General features: G+C 69.0%; 18 protein-coding genes. 12 read left to right on the top strand and 6 right to left on the bottom strand.

The features are described from left to right. The first annotated feature begins 34 nt into the window (after nucleotides 1–34). A complete protein-coding gene (locus tag BSE24067_RS27470) occupies nucleotides 35–2,125 on the top strand; it encodes a D-(-)-3-hydroxybutyrate oligomer hydrolase (protein ID WP_151065075.1) in 2,091 nt (696 codons plus the stop codon). Between the two features lie 395 nt (nucleotides 2,126–2,520). Here the strand turns inward: BSE24067_RS27470 and BSE24067_RS27465 are convergent, their stop codons facing one another. The 5 genes from BSE24067_RS27465 to BSE24067_RS27445 all read right to left on the bottom strand — a co-directional run bounded on the left by BSE24067_RS27465 (nucleotide 2,521) and on the right by BSE24067_RS27445 (nucleotide 7,808). Beyond that, nucleotides 2,521–3,309 (bottom strand): sulfite exporter TauE/SafE family protein, encoded by a 789-nt coding sequence (locus BSE24067_RS27465; protein ID WP_151065076.1) that lies wholly within the window; start codon nucleotides 3,307–3,309, stop codon nucleotides 2,521–2,523. A gap of 294 nt (nucleotides 3,310–3,603) precedes the next feature. Continuing rightward, a complete protein-coding gene (locus tag BSE24067_RS27460) occupies nucleotides 3,604–5,043 on the bottom strand; it encodes a DHA2 family efflux MFS transporter permease subunit (RefSeq protein WP_151065077.1) in 1,440 nt (479 codons plus the stop codon). A gap of 125 nt (nucleotides 5,044–5,168) precedes the next feature. Then, the gene (locus tag BSE24067_RS27455) at nucleotides 5,169–5,903 is read right to left on the bottom strand and encodes a DsbA family oxidoreductase (RefSeq protein ID WP_151065078.1); all 735 of its coding nucleotides are present in this window, start codon (nucleotides 5,901–5,903) and stop codon (nucleotides 5,169–5,171) included. A gap of 154 nt (nucleotides 5,904–6,057) precedes the next feature. Beyond that, entirely contained in the window at nucleotides 6,058–6,849 is a 792-nt protein-coding gene (locus BSE24067_RS27450) for a helix-turn-helix transcriptional regulator (protein ID WP_151065079.1), read from the bottom strand. Continuing rightward, a complete protein-coding gene (locus BSE24067_RS27445; RefSeq protein WP_151065080.1) occupies nucleotides 6,846–7,808 on the bottom strand; it encodes an ornithine cyclodeaminase family protein in 963 nt (320 codons plus the stop codon). The genes BSE24067_RS27450 and BSE24067_RS27445 overlap by 4 nt, the downstream gene beginning before the upstream one ends. Nucleotides 7,809–8,131: 323 nt before the next feature. Here BSE24067_RS27445 and BSE24067_RS27440 point away from each other — a divergent pair, with 323 nt between their 5' ends. From BSE24067_RS27440 to groL, 10 genes are all read left to right on the top strand, one after another. Continuing rightward, complete coding sequence (locus tag BSE24067_RS27440) at nucleotides 8,132–8,911, top strand: ABC transporter substrate-binding protein (protein ID WP_151065081.1); 780 nt, start codon at nucleotides 8,132–8,134, stop codon at nucleotides 8,909–8,911. A gap of 79 nt (nucleotides 8,912–8,990) precedes the next feature. Further along, nucleotides 8,991–10,235: an NAD(P)/FAD-dependent oxidoreductase gene (locus tag BSE24067_RS27435; protein ID WP_151065082.1), complete on the top strand. Its 1,245-nt coding sequence runs from the start codon at nucleotides 8,991–8,993 to the stop codon at nucleotides 10,233–10,235. Between the two features lie 406 nt (nucleotides 10,236–10,641). Continuing rightward, the gene (locus BSE24067_RS27430) at nucleotides 10,642–11,001 is read left to right on the top strand and encodes a COG4315 family predicted lipoprotein (protein ID WP_151065083.1); all 360 of its coding nucleotides are present in this window, start codon (nucleotides 10,642–10,644) and stop codon (nucleotides 10,999–11,001) included. 59 nt (nucleotides 11,002–11,060) lie between these two features. Continuing rightward, nucleotides 11,061–11,576 (top strand): sigma-70 family RNA polymerase sigma factor, encoded by a 516-nt coding sequence (locus BSE24067_RS27425; RefSeq protein ID WP_151065084.1) that lies wholly within the window; start codon nucleotides 11,061–11,063, stop codon nucleotides 11,574–11,576. Continuing rightward, the gene (locus BSE24067_RS27420) at nucleotides 11,573–12,361 is read left to right on the top strand and encodes an anti-sigma factor family protein (protein WP_151065085.1); all 789 of its coding nucleotides are present in this window, start codon (nucleotides 11,573–11,575) and stop codon (nucleotides 12,359–12,361) included. Before BSE24067_RS27425 ends, BSE24067_RS27420 begins: the two co-directional genes overlap by 4 nt. Nucleotides 12,362–12,386: 25 nt before the next feature. Further along, the gene (locus BSE24067_RS27415; protein WP_151065086.1) at nucleotides 12,387–12,800 is read left to right on the top strand and encodes a cupredoxin domain-containing protein; all 414 of its coding nucleotides are present in this window, start codon (nucleotides 12,387–12,389) and stop codon (nucleotides 12,798–12,800) included. After that, the gene (locus BSE24067_RS27410) at nucleotides 12,797–13,429 is read left to right on the top strand and encodes a LolA family protein (protein WP_151065087.1); all 633 of its coding nucleotides are present in this window, start codon (nucleotides 12,797–12,799) and stop codon (nucleotides 13,427–13,429) included. The genes BSE24067_RS27415 and BSE24067_RS27410 overlap by 4 nt, the downstream gene beginning before the upstream one ends. 44 nt (nucleotides 13,430–13,473) lie before the next feature. Beyond that, nucleotides 13,474–13,983 carry an SRPBCC family protein gene (locus BSE24067_RS27405; RefSeq protein ID WP_151065088.1) on the top strand — a complete coding sequence of 170 codons (510 nt, stop codon included), beginning with the start codon at nucleotides 13,474–13,476 and terminating at the stop codon, nucleotides 13,981–13,983. Between the two features lie 376 nt (nucleotides 13,984–14,359). Next, nucleotides 14,360–14,653 (top strand): co-chaperone GroES, encoded by a 294-nt coding sequence (gene groES, locus BSE24067_RS27400; RefSeq protein WP_004186661.1) that lies wholly within the window; start codon nucleotides 14,360–14,362, stop codon nucleotides 14,651–14,653. A gap of 46 nt (nucleotides 14,654–14,699) precedes the next feature. Further along, nucleotides 14,700–16,340 (top strand): chaperonin GroEL, encoded by a 1,641-nt coding sequence (gene groL, locus BSE24067_RS27395; protein ID WP_040143543.1) that lies wholly within the window; start codon nucleotides 14,700–14,702, stop codon nucleotides 16,338–16,340. A gap of 177 nt (nucleotides 16,341–16,517) precedes the next feature. Here the strand turns inward: groL and BSE24067_RS27390 are convergent, their stop codons facing one another. Then, nucleotides 16,518–17,384 (bottom strand): hydroxymethylpyrimidine/phosphomethylpyrimidine kinase, encoded by an 867-nt coding sequence (locus BSE24067_RS27390; RefSeq protein WP_059529244.1) that lies wholly within the window; start codon nucleotides 17,382–17,384, stop codon nucleotides 16,518–16,520. Nucleotides 17,385–17,637: 253 nt separating this feature from the next. Between BSE24067_RS27390 and BSE24067_RS27385 the strand changes: the two genes are divergently transcribed. Further along, nucleotides 17,638–17,808 carry a rubredoxin gene (locus BSE24067_RS27385; protein WP_004186709.1) on the top strand — a complete coding sequence of 57 codons (171 nt, stop codon included), beginning with the start codon at nucleotides 17,638–17,640 and terminating at the stop codon, nucleotides 17,806–17,808. Nucleotides 17,809–18,077 lie beyond the last annotated feature (269 nt).

Genomic DNA, 18,077 nt, shown 5'->3' with positions numbered 1-18,077 from the left:
CGGCTGATAACGATATCCATATCGGGAGGCGGCAATGACGACGCACGGGTGGGGGAGTCGAATTCTTGTCGGCGCGGCGCTGGCCGCGCTCACGTTGCTCGGCGCCTGCAACGGCGACGAATCGGCCGAACGCAACCGGCTGCCCGGCTTCGTGTCCGGCAGCGTGCGCACGACCGCGTATGACGGCACGAGCGACGACCTGCTGACGGCCGGCCTCGGCAAGACGGGCCTTGCCGCCGCCACGGCGCCCGCATTCGCGAATCCGGCGCGGCCGACGAGTGCCGAGCTGCGCCGCGTCGCGATCTGGTCGAATTACCGCGCGCTCGTCGACATGAGCGCGAACGGCGGCTACGGCCGCTTCTGGGGGCCGAACGTCGACCTCGACGGCAACGACACGCTCGGCGAAGGCAAGATCCCCGGCACCGAATATCTCGCGTATTCCGACGACGGCAGCGGCCGCAAGAACGTGACGCTGCTCGTGCAGGTGCCCGCGAGCTTCGATCCCGCGCAGCCGTGCATCGTCACCGCGACGTCGTCGGGTTCGCGCGGCGTGTACGGCGCGATTTCGGCGGCCGGCGAATGGGGCCTCAAGCGCGGCTGCGCGGTCGCGTACAACGACAAGGGCAGCGGCAACGGCGCGCACGAGCTCGGCTCCGACACGATCACGCTGATCGACGGCACGCTCGCCGACGCAGTGCTGGCCGGGAGCGCCAGCCTCTTCACCGCGAACGTGACGAGCGGCGACCTGGCCGCGTTCAACAACCGCTTCCCGAACCGCTACGCGTTCAAGCACGCGCATTCGCAGCAGAATCCCGAACAGGACTGGGGCCGATCGACGCTGCAGGCGGTCGAATTCGCGTACTGGGCGCTCAACGAACGGTTCGGCCCGCAGCTCGACGCGACGCATCATGGCGTGCGCTACCGCCCCGGCGACATCACGACGATCGCCGCGTCCGTCAGCAACGGCGGCGGCGCGGCGCTCGCGGCGGCCGAGCAGGACACGCGCCGCTGGATCACCGCGGTCGTCGTCGGCGAGCCGCAGGTCAACGTGCGGATGGCGCCGAACGCGGTCGTGCGCGAGGGCGGCCAGCCGGTGCCGTCGTTCGGCCGGCCGCTCGCCGATTACGCGACGCTCGCGAACCTGCTGCAGCCGTGCGCGGCCGCGTCGGCGTCGCTCGCGGGCGAGCCGTACCTGAGCGGACTGCCGCTGGCGACCACGCAGGCGATCCGCACGCAGCGCTGCGCGACGCTCGCGGCGGCGGGGCTCGTGTCGGGCGCCGATACGCCGAGCCAGGCCGCCGACGCGCTCGCGCAGCTGCATGCGGCCGGCTATCTCGCCGATTCCGACCTGCTGCAGGCGTCGATGTGGGATTCGCAGGCGATCCCGGCGATCGCCGTCACCTATGCGAACGCGTACACGCGCTCGCGCGTGACCGACAACCTGTGCAATTTCAGCTTTGCGACGACCAACGCGGCGACGGGCGCGGTCGCGGCGCCCGCCGCGTCGCCGATGCCGGCCGTGTTCGGGCTCGGCAACGGCGTGCCGCCGACGGCCGGCATCAATCTGGTGTTCAACACCGGCGCGGGCGTCGATCACCGGCTCGCGACGCCCGACGCGAGCTTCGCGGGTGCGCTGTGCCTGCGTCAGCTGTGGACCAACGGGATGCTCGACATGCCGGCGAACGTCGACGCGGTGCGCGTGAACGCGAACCTGCAGGGCAAGCCCGCGATCATCGTGCAGGGCCGCAGCGACGCGCTCGTGCCGGTGAACCACGCGTCGCGCGCGTACGTCGCGCAGAACAGCATCAGCGAAGGCGGCCGCAGCCAACTCGTGTTCTACGAGGTGACGAACGGGCAGCACTTCGATGCGTTCCTGCCGGTCGCGGGCTTCGACACGCGCTTCGTTCCGGTTCATTACTACGACCTGCAGGCGCTGAATCTGATGTGGCGGCACCTGAAGAGCGGCACGCCGCTGCCGCCGTCGCAGGTGATCCGCACGGTGCCGCGCGGCGGCACGCCGGGCGCCGCGCCCGCGCTGACGAGCGCGAACCTGCCGCCGATCGCGACCGCGCCGGGCGCGAACGCGATCACGGCCGGGGCCGGCGCGATCGACGTGCCGCTCTGACGGCGTGCGTCGCGCCGCAGGCCCGGAGCCGGACAGTCGTCCGGCTTTTTGTTTTCACGTCCGGAATCGCTTTCCGTCGGCTTTTGTCGGCACGGCACGCGCTACGACGGCATCCTCGCGCACCGCACCGCTTTTAGCGCATGCTGAAGCTGCAGGCGCGCACGCCGCAGACGAAGCAGCAGCAACCGAAGCAGCTGGGGCAGCAAGCACCACGCCGCGGCTCCGGCGGCCTGGCTGTATGCGGGGCAGCGCGGGTTCGGTATACCGGATGGACGACATCCCGATCGGGGTGAGCCGGTCGCGCTGTTTTTTCAGATGAATCGCCGGCGCACGATGCGCGGGCTTGCGGTGGGGGATCGCCGCGCGTGCGGCGTTGGCGAGCCGCCCCGCCGCGCTTATGCGAGCACGAGCCGCACGCCGACCGCGACGAGCGTCGCGGCGAGCAGGTTGCGCAGCAGCCGCTCGGGCGCGCGCGCCGACAACAGGCTGCCGATCACGATGCCGGGCAGCGAGCCGAGCAGCAGCGACAGCAGCATCGACCAGTCGACCGAGCCGAGCAGCCAGTGGCCCATGCCCGCAACGAGCGTGAGCGGCACCGCGTGCGCGATGTCGGAACCGACGATGCGGGTCGTCGCGAGCAGCGGATACAGCAGCAGGAGCACGGTCACGCCGATCGCGCCGGCGCCGACCGACGTCATCGACACGAGCGCGCCGAGCACGGCGCCCGTCAGCACGGTCGACCACAGCGTGCGTGCAGGGCTCGGCGCGAGCGGATTGCGCGCGGCGAGCGCCGTCAGCTGAGGACGGAAGATCAGCGCGACCGACGTGAGCAGCAGCGCGAAGCCGAGCACCAGCTGGATCATCCGCGCGGTGCACGGCGAATTCATCCCGTGCGTGTGCAGCAGCCACAGCGTGACGGCCGCGGCCGGGACGCTGCCGGCCGCGAGCCGGCCGGTGATGCGCCAGTCGATCGACCCCTTCAGTCCGTGCACGAGCGTGCCCGTGGCCTTGGTCGCGGCGGCATAAAGCAGGTCGGTGCCGACTGCCGTCGCGGGGTGGACGCCGAACAGCAGCACGAGGATCGGCGTCATCAGCGAACCGCCGCCGACGCCCGTCAGCCCGACGAGAACGCCGACGAACAGGCCGGACAGGGAGTACAGCAGATCGATATGGGGAAGCGACATCGGAAGCAGGCGGTTATGCGGTGGTCGGCGGCGGTGCGCGGCCGCGGCGCGCGCGTCAAAGTCTGCCATTGTCGCAAAAGTGACGCTCCGGTGTACGACTACGTTAAAAATCGGCCGGAGGGGCCGCAGGCCGCGTCGCCGGCGGCAGGTAAAACGGTTGTTTGAACGTGCGCCGCGGTGCGGTCGGGCGTGCCATCGACGCCGGCCGGGATTCGGTCCAACGCCCCGCCGGCGGGGCAGGCCGGGGCAACGAACGAGGGGCGGCGCACGCCCGGGCTCAGGCCGGGACGGCCGTCAGTGCATCGCCGGCCCGACGTCCGACACGGCGTCCTCGCGGCGGACGCGCAGCGCAAGCCCGAGCAGCCCGGCTGCGGCCGCGAATGCCGCGCCGACCGCGAACGCCGCGTGATAGCCGCCGTTCAGCGCGTCGAGCGGTGTCGCATGGGCGGCCGCGAGCGCGTCGGTGCGCGCGGCCGCGAGGCTCGCGAGCACTGCGAGGCCGAGCGCGCCGCCCATCATGAACGCGGTGTTGACGATGCCCGACGCGAGCCCGGAATCGGCCGGATCGACGTCGCTCATCGCGGCGAGCAGCACCGGATTGAACGCGACGCCCGCACCGATGCCGAGCAGCGTCATGCCGGGCAGCACGTGCCACACGAAGCTGCCGTCCGCCGGCGCGCGCGAAAACAGCGCGAGGCCGCAGGCGGCGATCAGCAGGCCGGCCACGATCGGGCCGCGGATCCCGAAGCGCATCACGATCCGCGCGGACAGCCCGAGCGAGAACGCGGCCATGATCAGGTTCGCCGGCAGGAACGCGAGCCCGACCTGCAGCGGCCCGTAGCCGAGCACGCGCTGCATGTACAGCGCGGACAGGAAGAACCACGCGAACATCGCGGCCGCCCACAGCACGCCGATCACGTTCGCGAGCGCGACGTTGCGCGCGGCGAACAGCGTGAGCGGCATCAGCGGATGCGCGACGCGCGCCTCGATCGCGACGAACAGCGCGAGCAGCGCGGCGGCCGCGCCGATCAGCACGATGGTCTGCGCCGACAGCCAGCCGGCCTCGTTGCCGCCGACGATCCCGTAGACCGCGAGCATCAGCGACGCGGTCACGGTGATCGCGCCGGCGACGTCGAGCCGCGCGGCGCCGGCCGGCGCGCGCATGCGCGGCAGCAGCGCGACGCACATCGCATAGACGGCGATGCCGATCGGCAGATTGACGAGGAAGATCCAGTGCCACGACAGCGAGCTGGTCAGCAGCCCGCCGAGCAGCACGCCGATGCTGCCGCCGCCCGCGCAGACGAAGCCGTAGACGCCCATCGCGCGCGCGCGTTCGCCCGGCTCGGTGAACAGGTTCATGATCAGCGACAGCGACACGGCCGACACGATCGCGCCGCCGAAGCCTTGCACCGCGCGCGCGGCGATCAGCATCGTCTGCGATTGCGCGAGGCCGCAGCCGAGCGATGCGAGCGTGAACACGACGAGGCCCGCGAGGAACATGCGCCGCTGGCCGTACAGGTCGCCGAGCCGGCCGCCGAGCAACAGGCAGCCGCCAAACGTCAGCAGATACGCGTTGACGACCCAGACCAGCGCGGTTTCGGTGAAGTGGAGGTCGGTGCTGATCGACGGCAGCGCGACGTTCACGATCGTGCTGTCGAGCACGATCATCAGCACGCCGAGGCAGAGGGCGATCAGCGCGTACCAGCGCTTCTCGCCGTGAATTCCGTGGGTCATGAGCTGCAGCCCTCGCTGTGTTTGTTATTTGAAAGGCTGCATTGTAGACGTCGTCCGAGCACGCTTCCTGCCGGTTTATGGCAGCAGCGGCACGTAGCGGCGGCGCGCGTCGCGCGCGCCCGGCGTTATCCGCGCGGCGGCAGTTCGCAGCCGTCGGGGCCGCACGCGGCCGCGTCGTCACCGGCGAGTTCGACGATCGCGCCGTCGCGCCACGCGTGCTCGAGCGCCTGCGCGAACACGTCGGTCGGCTGCGCACCGGACACCGCATAGCGGCCGCCGAACACGAACAGCGGCACGCCATGCCCGCCGATCTGCGCGGCACGCGCGATGTCGGCGTCGACTTCGTCGCGGTACGCGTCGCTGCTCAGCACGGCTTCGGCCGCCGAGCGCTCGAGCCCTGCCTCGACCGCGAAGTCGAGCAACGACGCGTGGTCGAACAGCGAACCGTGCTCGCAGAAATACGCACGGTACAGCCGTTCGGTCAGCGCATGCGCGCGGCCGGTGGCTTCCGCGAGCTTCACGAGGCGGTGGCCATCGAGCGTGTCGCCGACGAGCGTGCCGGGCAGGTCGTAGCGCAGCCCGACGCTCGCGGCCGCGTCCGTGACCTGCCGCAGCATCTGACCGACCTGCGCGGCCGACATCCGATACTTGCCCGCGAGCATCGCCTCGACCGGTTCGACCGGCCGGCCCGGCATCAGCCGGTATGCACGCAGCGCGACGTCGACGCGGTCCGCGTGTGCGAATGCGGCGAGCGCGTCGTCGAAGCGCCGCTTGCCGATCCAGCACCACGGGCAGATCAGGTCGGACCAGATTTCGACGGTAAGCGTCGGGCGGGCGGTCGGGGCGGAGGGCGTCGTCATGGACAGTTCGGGCGGCAAAAAAGTGTAACCGAGACTATAGCATTTTGTGCTTCGACACTTCCTTTCGCGGCAGGCCGGCCCAGGCGGAAAGGGCTGTCCCGCGACGTATCACGAAGCATAGGCACGGACGCCGAATACCGGTGGCGCGTGCCGCTTACGCGTCGCCCTGCGTTTCCTTCAGATGCTTCAGGTGCTTGTAGACGGTCGCGCGGCCCATCCCGAGCACGTTCGCGACGTAGTTGGCGGCGCTTTTGCCGCGGAACGCGCCTTCCGCGTACAGCGCCTCGACGAGCTCGCGGCGATGTTCGCGCGTGAGGCCATTCAGGCCGACCTGCCGTTCGCGCAGCCAGCCGTGCAGGAACGTGTTGATCCGCTCCTGCCAGTCGTCGCGGAACAGCTCGTCCGGTTGCGCGACGATGCCCGCGCCCTTGATGAACACGTCGAGCGTCGCGCGCACGTCGTCGAATACCGCGATGTTGAAGTTGATGCACATCATCCCGGCCGGGCGGCCTTCGTCGTCGAACAGCACGTTGCTCACGCAGCGCATCCGGCGGCCGTCCCAGTTCAGCTTCTCGTACGGGCCGATCACGCGCTCGCGCGCCGAATGGTCGATTTCCTCGAGCGCCGAGTCGTCGCCGACTTCGCGCTTCGACAGGTTGTTCGCGAGGTACAGCACCGTCTGGTCGTGCAGGTCGTGGATCACGACTTCCGCATACGGGAAGAACAGCGCCGCGATACCGTCGGCGATCGGTGCATAGCGGGTGAGCAGCAGGTCTTTGACGGGGGATTGCTTCTTGCGCATCGGAATCGCCATCTCGGGTGAGCGGGGGCCGCGCAGCGCGTCGGCGCGGCGCGCGGGCGTACCGTCGATCGGCCGGCCCGTACGCCCGCGCGCTGCCGCGGCGGTTGCGCCATTGTATCGGCCCCGCATGCGCGTGCCGCTCATGCGCGCGTCAGGTGCGCGTACAGCGCGTGCGCGATCGCGATGTCCTCGAGGCCGAGGCCGATCGAGCGGAACAACGCATGACGCGTGCGCGACGGCGCCGCACACGTGCCGGTGACGAGCTCGGGCAAATCGCCGACGATCCGCTCGGGCGTCCAGCCGTGCTCGGCCGCCGCGATCAGCATCTCGCCCGCGCTCGCGGGCGTCGTGTGCCGGTAGTCGCAGTACACGTCCATGTCGGGCAGCCACGCGGGCGGAATCTCGTGTGCGCGTGCGACGTTGGTGCTGATCGACGTGACGAGCGCCGGGCGGGTGAGCATGCCGTCCGCGAGCACCGGCGTGCCCGACGACGTGCACAGCATCACGACGTCCGCGTCGCGCACGCACGCGCCGACGCTGGCGGCCGCACGGGCGCGCGGATCGATCCGCGCGAGCGTGGTCTGCAGCGCCGGGTCGCCGGCAAGCGCCGGGGAATGGACGCTGATCGACGCCCAGTCGCGCAATGCGGCGGTGTGGCGCAGATGCGCGAGGCCGACCGCGCCCGTGCCGATCACCGCGAGCCGGCGCGCGTCGCGCGGCGCGAGGCAGTCGACCGCGAGCGCCGTCGTGCCGGCCGTGCGCTCGACCGTCAGCAGCCCGGCGTCGCACCACATCAGCGGCTGGCCGGTGCGCATCGACATCAGTGCGGTCCATGCGGTGACGATCGGTTTGGCGCCCGTCACGACGTACGGCGACAGCTTCGCGCCGAACACCTGTTCGTCGGCGAGCGCGCCGAGGTACGTGATGAAATCGCCGGCCTGGTCGGGGAACGGCGTCAGCGTTTGCGGCGGCTGCACCGCGCGGGCCGACGCGAGCGACGCGAACATGCGGCGCAGCGTGCCGAGCACGTCGAGCGACGGCAGCGCCGCGCGCACCGCGGCTTCGTCGACGGTCAGCGGCGGGGTCGGGGCGGGTTGCGTCATCAGAGTCTCCGGTCGGGGCTGGACAGCACGGTCTCGAAAGCGCGTGTCCGGCGGGGTTCATTGTGGATTAAAAGTCTAATATAGACAAAAGAAGGCGGGTCGATTTTTCTTTTGGGGACACGGTCGCGTCGCATCCGTGAGGGAAAATCCCGACAATTCAGCGATGTAGACCACGTTCGCCGATTTTGCGACGTACACCAGTGCCGGGATTATCGTATCCCCTATAGTCTATAGTAGACTAAGAGTCTATATTTCAGCTGCGGACCGATGTGTCGCCGCGCGACCGGTCTTCAACGCCCCAACAGGAATCGAAGGAATTCGTCATGAACTGGAAGCTTTCCCTCTGCGCCGTTGCGGCGCTTGCGTGCGCGGCCGTCACCGCGCACGCGGAACAGACCGCGCTGCGCTTCGGAATCGAAGCCGCGTACCCGCCGTTCGAGAGCAAGACGCCCGCCGGCCAGCTTCAGGGTTTCGACGTCGACGTCGGCAACGCCGTGTGCGCGAAGCTGAACATGAAGTGCGTGTGGGTCGAGAACGCGTTCGACGGGTTGATTCCGGCGCTGCAGGCGCGCAAGTTCGACGTGATCAACTCGGCGATGAACATCACCGCGAAGCGCAAGCAGAGCATCGACTTCACGCCGCCGATCTACGTCGTGCCGATCGTGATGGTCGCGCGCCGCGGCTCGCCGCTGCGGCCGGATGCCGCCAGCCTGCGCGGCAAGCACGTCGGCGTGCTGCAGGGTTCGTCGCAGGAAGATTTCCTGAAGGCGCACTGGGCGAATGCGGGCGTGGACGTCGTGTCCTATCAGGATCAGGACCAGATCTACGCCGATCTCGTCGCGGGGCGCCTCGACGCGGCCGTGCAGGAAGCGCAGACCGCGCAGGACGGTTTCCTCGACAAGCCGGCCGGGCGCGACTACCAGATCGTCGGCGAGCCGCTGAAGGATCCGGCGACGCTCGGCGAAGGCACCGGCTTCGGGCTGCGCAAGGGCGACAAGGCGCTGCAGGCGAAGATCGCCGGCGCGCTCGACGCGCTGAAGAAGGACGGCACGCTGAGCGCGCTGTCGCAGAAGTACTTCAAGCGCGACATCGTCGCGAAGTAAGCGTGGCCGCGCGCCGGCCGCGGTGCCGCCGCGTGGTGCTTCCGATCTCGCACCGCATCTCGACGCAGTACGGAAAAGCATGGATTTCGACGTCATCGTTCTGGGAGCCGGCATCGTCGGCGTGTCGTCGGCGCTGCATCTGCAGGATCGCGGGCTGCGCGTCGCGCTGGTCGACCGGCGCGCGCCCGGCGAGGAAACGAGCCACGGCAATGCGGGGCTGATCGAGCGCTCGTCGGTCGTGCCGTATGCGTTCCCGCGCCGGCTCGGCACGCTGCTGCGCTATGCGCGCAACCGCTCGGTCGATCTCTATTGGGACTACAAGGCGCTGCCCGCGTATGCGGGCTGGCTCGCGCGCTTCTGGCGCGAATCGTCGCCGCAGCGGCTCGCGGCCGCCGCGCGCGACATGCTGCCGCTCGTCGCGGCGAGCGTCGTCGAGCACGACGCGCTGCTCGCGCGCACCGATGCGCAGCCGCTCGTGCACGACGGCGGGTGGATCGAGGCGTTCCGTTCGCCCGCGCTGTTCGACGCGGAAGCGCGCGCGCAGCAGCAGGTGGCCGACGCGCACGGGTTGCGGATGAGCGTGCTCGACGCGCGCGCGTTGCGGGCCCGCGAGCCCGGTATCGGCGACGCATTCTGCGGCGCATTCCACTGGCAGGATCCGAAGACCGTGTCGAGCCCCGGCGGCCTGACGAAAGCGTACGCGCGGCTGTTCGAGCGCGACGGCGGCACGTTCATGCGCGGCGACGCGACGACGCTCGTTCAGGTGGATGACGGCTGGCGGGTCCGCTCCGAACACGGGCCGATCTCGGCACGCTCGGCCGTGGTCGCGCTCGGCCCGTGGTCCGATCAGGTGTTCGCGCCGCTCGGCTACCGGATTCCGCTGCGCGCGAAGCGCGGTTATCACATGCATTACCGGCCGACCCGCACGCCGCTGAACGTGCCCGTGTGCGATACCGAGTCGGGTTTCGTCGTCGCGCCGATGGAAGGCGGCCGCCTGCGGCTCACGACGGGCGTCGAGATCGCGTTGCGCGGCGCGCCGCCGACCGGTGTGCAGCTCGCGCGGGCCGAGCCGCTGGCGCGCGACGCGTTCGGCCTCGGCGAGCGGCTCGACGCGCAACCGTGGCTCGGGATGCGGCCGTGCACGCCGGACATGCGGCCGGTGATCGGGCCGGCGCCGCGTCATCGCGGTTTGTGGTTCGCGTTCGGCCATTGCCACCACGGACTCACGCTCGGGCCCGCGACCGGCCGTCTGCTCGCCGAAATGATGACGGGCGCGCCGACCTATATCGATCCGCGTCCGTACCGGCCCGCGCGTTTCGGTTGAGCGGTGCATCGCGGCGCGATGGCTGCCGCGCGTGCGGCCGTCGCGGTGTGTCGTTTGGCCTGCGCGTAGCCGAAATGCCGCGCGGCCGGGATGATCTGCGTAATCGGCCGGAAAGAAATCGCGGAACACGAAAATCACACAACCCGCGATTGACGAGGTCGTCCGGGCAATCCGCAGACGTTCGTTGGCCGACCGCTCCGATGTTTCGCCGAAGTACCGGAACACTTGCATGCGCGCGGCGCGCCACGCGGGCGCGACCTGGGCCGCATGGCATGGAATAACCGGCCGGCCCGTCCGTTTACATACCGAGTCGCGGCGCAACCGGACGGCGGGATAATGATCATGACGAAGTCGCCCGTCCCGTCGGGCAGCACCGTGCCGCGATGCCATGCCAAGGAGAACGGGAATGAAGACGATGCTATTGGCCGTCGCGCTGACCGCGGCGATCGCGCGGCCGGCAGCCGCGGAGCCGCCGCAGGCCGGCGACGGAAAGCTGGTCGACGAAGATCACATGACGCTGTACGTGTTCGATCGCGACGCGCCGGGCAAGAGCAACTGCAACGGCACGTGCGCGGTGAACTGGCCGCCGGCGCTCGTCGACGGCTACGACAACCCGTCGGGCGCGCTGAGCGTCGTCGTGCGCGACGACGGCAAGAAGCAATGGGCATATAACGGCCGCCCGCTGTATCGCTGGAAGATGGATCACAAGGCCGGGGACGCCGGCGGCGACGGGATCGGCGGCCTATGGCACGTCGCGCGTCCGTGAACCACGGACTGACGGACTGATGGACTGACGTACGGCGTGGCGACGCGCGAGGCATCCGGATGAGCTACGAATCGGATCTGCTGGTGTGGCTGCCGCATCTCACGCGGTATGCGCGCGCGCTGACGGGCGACCGGGCGTGGGCCGACGATCTCGTGCAGGACACGCTCGAGCGCGCGCTGAACCGGCCGCCGCGCGACGGCGGCAATCTGCGCGCGTGGCTGCTGACGCTGCTGCGCCACCGTTTCATCGACCAGTTGCGCGCGCGGCACGAGATCGCGGTCGACGACGCGACCGCGCCGTGGCAGACGATGGCCGCGCCCGCCGACGAGATCGGCGGCCTGCTGCTGCGCGACGTGCAGCGCGCGTTGTACCGGCTGCCGGTAGAGCAGCGCGAGGTGCTGCTGCTGGTCGCGCTCGAGGAATTGAGCTATCGCGATGCCGCCCAGGTGCTCGGCGTGCCGATCGGGACGGTGATGTCGCGGCTGTCGCGGGCGCGGGAACAGATGCGCGCGCTGCTGTCCGGCGAGCCGCCGGCGCACGGCGCGGCCGCGTTACGGGTGGTCGGGAAGACATGATGGACGATCCGCACAAATCTTCGAACGACCGGGACGACGGCGCCGATGCGTCGGCCCAGCTGCTGTCGGCGCTGCTCGACGGCGAGCTGTCCGGGGACGAGCGTCGCGAGATGCTCGCGCGGCTGCAGTCCGATCCGCGTGAAGCCGAGCGATACGCGCATTACCGTGCGCAGCGCGACGCGCTGCACGCGCTGTTTCCGCTGCCGGCCGCCGCGCCCGCGCTGTTCGTGCAGCGGCGTGCGCCGCGCCGGCGCGCGCTCGCGTATGGGTTCGCGGGGCTGGCTGCCGGCGTCGTACTCGGCCTCGCGCTGCATGCGGGCTGGACGGCGTTCGGCGTCGAACCCGCGTTCGCCGCGCGCGCGGACGTCGCGTATGCCATGTACGCGGCCGATCGCGACCATCCGGTCGAAATCGACGCGCGCGATCCGGCGCGCTTCGCCGGATGGCTGTCAGCGCGTCTCGGCCGGCCCGTGCGTGCGCCGTCGCTCGACGAATATGGTTACGCACTCATCGGCGGCCGGCTGCTGCCGGGCGACGGGGGGCCCGCCGCGCAACTGATGTACCAGCGCGCGGACGGCGCGCGCGTGACGCTGTACATGACGGCCTACGACGCGCGGCACCTTGCGCCGCGGGCGATGTCGGCGGACGGCCGTCATACCTATTTCTGGTCGGATCGCGGCATGGGATTTGCGCTGTCAGGGCGCGGCGACGAACGGCGTCTGCGCGAGCTCGCGATCGACGCGTGCGGCGCGCTCGGCGGGTCGACCGACGCATGGAAGGGATGACGCGGCGCATCGGCAGGGAGCAGGCATGAACGCGAAGGCTGCGATGGTAACGATGGCGCTGCTGGCCGGCGCCGGATTCGCGCGGGCGGACGGTGACGCACCGGCGCGCGTGCCGGTCGACGCCGACGGCGTGCAGCGGGTGACGATCGTCGGCGGCAGCTATTTCTTTCGGCCGAATCACGTGATCGTCCGCGCGAATACGCCGGTCGAGCTGACCGTATCGGCCGAACCGGGCGTCGTGCCGCACAGCTTCGAGATCGATGCGCCGCAGGCCGGCATCGCGGTGCACACCGACCTGGCCGCGACGCCGCGCACGTTCCGCTTCACGCCGACGGCGCCCGGCCGCTTCGCCTACTATTGCACGCATCGGCTGCTGTTCATGCGCAGCCATCGCGAGCGCGGAATGGAAGGCGTGTTCGACGTCGAGGCGGCGCCATGATCGCCGCATTGATGGCCGCGAGCCTGATAGGAGCAAGCATGACAGCCGACCCGGTGACCGTTGCGCAGGCCCATTTCGACCAGGTGCACTCGTACCGCGCGACGATCCGCTCGTCCGCGCGAAGCGGCGAGCACACCGAATTCCACTATGCGTACCTGAAGCCCGGTTTCGTCCGGATGGACTTCGTGTCGCCGCATCGCGGCGCAGTGCTCGCGTACGATCCCGGCGACGGCAAGGTGAGGCTGCGCCCGTTCGGCGAGCATGCGCTGCCGGCGCTGACGCTGTCGCCGTCCAACCCGCTCGTGCGCGACCGCAGCGGCCATCGCGTGGACCGGTCGGACGTCGGCGCACTGCTGCGCAACGTGCATGCGCTGCAGCAGGGCGGCGCGACGGTGACGGAAGGCGAGGAAAGCGTCGGCGGCCGGACCGCGCTGCGCGTGTCGGTGACGGGTGCGCCCGCGCACGTGGTCGACGGCGTACATCGCTACCGGCTGTGGCTGGACGCCGACGACGGCTTTCCGCTGAAGGTCGTCAGCTTCGCGGACGGCGACGGCGAGCCGCTCGAAACGGTGACGCTCGACGACGTCGAGATCGACGTCGCGTTTCCCGCCCGCTTTTTCTCGCCCTGATCGCGCTGCCGATCCCTCGGATTCCGATTCCTGCCGGAGGTCGCATGGCGAAGTACCGGTTCTCGACGACCTGGCGCGTGGATGCGCCGCTCGCTGCGGTGTGGGATGCGATCTACCAGGTCGACCGCTGGCCCGAATGGTGGAAGAGCGCCGTGCGGACCGTCGAGATCGAACCCGGCGACGCGCGCGGCATCGGCGCGCTGCAGCGATATACATGGAAGGGCGCGCTGCCGTACCGCCTCACCTTCGACATGCGCGTGCTGCGCGTCGAGCGGCCGCACGTGCTCGAGGGCCGCGCGAGCGGCGCGATCGAGGGCGACGGCCGCTGGTCGTTCACCGCCGACGGCACGCGCACCGTCGTGCGCTACGACTGGCGGATCCGCACCTGCGAGCGCTGGATGAACTGGCTGGAACCGGTGGCGCGCCCGCTGTTCATCTGGAACCACGACGTCGTGATGCGCGAGGGCGCGAAGGGCCTCGCACGGCTGCTCGGCGCGACGGTCGAGACCGACGGCCGCACGTTCCAGCCGGTCGCCGGCTGCCCCGACACGTGACGGATCCGCCGCGGCGCCGCGCCCGGCTGACGGCGCTCGAACAGCCTTTTTCACGCGGTGCCGGACGATCGCGGGAACTCGGTGCTTACCCCGTGTCAAACCCGGGCGATGGTCGGGAAATCCCGTATCGTGCCCGCTCCCGGAGTGCGGGATTGGTGTATATCTATTTGTTTCAAAAGGGATTTCTTCGGTAGATCCCCGTTTTTTCGCTGCTCCGCGCAGCGTAAAAAAACCTCCGGCTCCCCTTCTTGAATTTGTCAAAACCCGTCCATATAATTAGCACTCGCTGCACGAGAGTGCTAACAATTCTCTGCCGGGCGTCAAGCCGGGCAGGTTCCCTAAGCGTTCTTCAATCTCAGTCAAGAGAGGAGTGAATATGAACCTTCGTCCTTTGCACGATCGCGTGATCGTCAAGCGCCTGGATCAGGAAACCAAGACTGCCTCGGGCATCGTGATCCCCGACGCAGCTGCTGAGAAGCCGGATCAAGGCGAAGTCCTGGCCATCGGCCCGGGCAAGCGCGACGACAAGGGCGCCCCGATCGCGCTCGACGTGAAGGTCGGCGATCGCGTGCTGTTCGGCAAGTACGCTGGTCAGACCGTCAAGGTCGACGGCCAGGAGCTGCTGGTCATGCGCGAAGAAGACATCATGGCCGTGGTCAACGCGAAGTAAGCGTCCACTGACGGTACATATTCCCAAGAATTCAAGGAGTTAGAAGATGGCAGCTAAAGACGTCGTATTCGGCGATTCCGCCCGTTCGAAGATGGTCGAAGGCGTGAACATTCTGGCCAACGCGGTCAAGGTCACGCTGGGTCCGAAGGGCCGCAACGTCGTGCTCGAGCGCAGCTTCGGCGGCCCGACCGTGACCAAGGACGGTGTGTCGGTCGCGAAGGAAATCGAGCTGAAGGACAAGCTCCAGAACATGGGCGCGCAAATGGTCAAGGAAGTTGCTTCCAAGACCAGCGACAACGCAGGCGACGGCACGACGACGGCAACCGTCCTCGCGCAATCGATCGTTCGCGAAGGCATGAAGTACGTCGCATCGGGCATGAACCCGATGGACCTGAAGCGCGGCATCGACAAGGCAGTCGCAGCGGCTGTCGAAGAGCTGAAGAAGATCAGCAAGCCGTGCACGACGAACAAGGAAATCGCTCAGGTCGGCGCGATCTCGGCGAACAGCGATTCGTCGATCGGCGATCGCATCGCTGAAGCGATGGACAAGGTCGGCAAGGAAGGCGTGATCACCGTCGAAGACGGCAAGTCGCTCGCCGACGAGCTCGACGTCGTCGAAGGCATGCAGTTCGACCGCGGCTATCTGTCGCCGTACTTCATCAACAACCCGGACAAGCAAGTTGCCGTGCTCGAGAACCCGTTCGTGCTGCTGCACGACAAGAAGGTCTCGAACATCCGTGACCTGCTGCCGGTGCTCGAGCAAGTCGCGAAGGCTGGCCGCCCGCTGCTGATCATCGCTGAAGACGTCGAAGGCGAAGCGCTCGCGACGCTGGTCGTCAACAACATCCGCGGCATCCTGAAGACCGTTGCGGTCAAGGCGCCGGGCTTCGGCGATCGTCGCAAGGCGATGCTGGAAGACATCGCGATCCTGACCGGCGGCCAGGTCATCGCGGAAGAAACCGGCCTGACGCTCGAGAAGGCAACGCTGGCGGAACTGGGCCAGGCGAAGCGCATCGAAGTGGGCAAGGAAAACACGACGATCATCGACGGCGCTGGCGAAGCGACCAACATCGAAGCGCGCGTCAAGCAGATCCGCACGCAGATCGAAGAAGCAACGTCGGACTACGACCGTGAAAAGCTGCAAGAGCGCGTGGCGAAGCTGGCCGGCGGCGTGGCAGTGATCAAGGTCGGCGCTGCGACCGAAGTCGAAATGAAGGAAAAGAAGGCACGCGTCGAAGACGCGCTGCACGCAACCCGCGCTGCCGTTGAAGAAGGCATCGTCCCGGGCGGCGGCGTGGCGCTGATCCGCGCTCGCACCGCGATCGCAGGCCTGACCGGCGTGAACGCCGACCAGAACGCCGGCATCAAGATCGTGCTGCGCGCGATGGAAGAGCCGCTGCGCCAGATCGTCACGAACGGCGGCGAAGAAGCGAGCGTCGTGGTGGCGGCAGTTGCTGCAGGCAAGGGCAACTACGGCTACAACGCAGCGACGGGCGAGTACGTCGACATGGTCGAAGCCGGCGTCGTCGACCCGACCAAGGTCACGCGCACCGCACTGCAGAACGCAGCTTCGGTCGCAGGCCTGCTGCTGACGACGGACGCAGCTGTCGCCGAACTGCCGAAGGAAGACGCACCGATGCCGGGCGGCATGCCGGGCGGCATGGGCGGCATGGGCATGGACATGTAATCGACTTCGGTCGATGATGTCCGGAGCGCGCAGCGATGCGCGTTCCAGCCAAAGGAAAAGACCCGCAGCGATGCGGGTCTTTTTTATGCGCGCGCGAAAAAGGCGGACGTGCCGCCTCGCAGCGAACGCGAACCGCCCGCCACGGCAGCACAGGGGCCGCCGGGCGGGCGTCGCCGGTCAATGCCGATGCGACGTCCTCGGCACCGGATCGGCCTTCACGGCCGGCGGCGTGTCCGCATCCTCATTGCTGCGTGCCCAGAAGAACCGATCCGGCAGATACGCGCCCATGCCCGGCCGGAACGCGTCGCGCACGGCCTGGTACAGGTACTCCTGCGCTTCGCGCACCGCTTCGGGCGGCTCCTGGCCGTTGGCGAGCAATGCGGCGATCGCCGCGCCGAGCGTGTCGGTGATGCCCATCAGCCGGTGCGGCGAGCGATCCCACATGTCTTCGCGGAGCTGGCCTTCCTCGCCGTACAGCGTGTTGACGAGCCGGTGCGAGCCCGTCTCCGACGACAGGATGTATTCGCAACCCTGCGACAGCAGGTGCGACACGGCCGCGTCGAGGTTCGGCGCCTCGGCATCGCCGTCCGGCTGCGCGAGCGCGATCAGCGTCGCGTGGTCGGCGACGAGCAGCGTCGTCTGCGGCGCGAGCAGGTCGGCGATCGATTCGCGCAGGTCATCCGCGGCGAGCACGTGTTCGTCGTCGAGCGTGAAGTCCGGTGCGAGCACCAGCGGCACGCCGTCGTAGTCGGCGACCACTTCGGCGATCGCGCTCACGACTTCCGCGCGCGTCGCCGCGCCGATCTTGAACGCGGCAACCGGCATGTCCTCGAGCAGCATGCGCGCCTGCGCGGCGACGACGTCGGGATCGAGGCCGGTCACTTCGTCGCAGGCGGCCGAGTCGCGCACGGTATAGCCGGTCAGGACCGACACGCCGTGACAGCCCATGCTCGCCAGGGTCATCAGATCGGCTTGGAGGCCGGAGCCGCCGGTGGGATCGGACAGGCCGAAGGTGAGGACGATCGGAGGGGCGTTGCTGGACATGTAGAAATGGGGCAAGAAAAAACGGGGAAGCGACGGAGATGCGGACGGCGAGGCGAAATGGGCGGTTTTTGCCCTGTGTTGCCCGGCAGGCCGCACTGTGCAGCCATTATGCGGCGGAATCCGGCCGGCACGACGGATTTTTTAGCGCGGCGTCACGTAGTCGCTGCGCTCCAGTGCGATTGCTAGGCAGTCCGGCCCCGACACGGTACCATCATGGCTCCCGAATTTACCGACTTTCCCGACGCGGCTTAAGATGGAATACAAGAGCTGGATGTGCCTGATTTGTGGCTGGATTTATGACGAAGAAGCCGGGCTGCCCGAAGAGGGCATCGCCCCGGGCACGCGCTGGGAAGACGTCCCGATCAACTGGACGTGCCCCGAATGCGGTGCTCGCAAGGAAGACTTCGAGATGGTCCAGATCTGACCGGACCTTGGCCCACGGACACCCCGCTCCGGCCTCGCGACCGCCTGGCGCTTGCGCGCCGCGGCTCGCGCGAGCGACTTGACGATGACAGGCGCGCGTGTCCATGACGTCCGATCCGGCCAACCTTCCCCCACCTGACGCACTGCCGAACGCGCGCGGCGGCGTCGTGCGCGCAGCCGACGCGTGGCTCGCGGCGGCCGTCGACGCATTCGCGCGTCGCGACGATGCGGCGGGGCCGTTGTCGGCCGCGGCCGCCGTGCTGGCGGAAG

Source organism: Burkholderia latens (assembly GCF_902499045.1).
Taxonomy (GTDB): Bacteria; Pseudomonadota; Gammaproteobacteria; order Burkholderiales; family Burkholderiaceae; genus Burkholderia; species Burkholderia latens.
The sequence above is the reverse complement of the archived record's forward strand: the minus strand, read 5'-3'. Positions and strand labels throughout refer to the sequence as shown.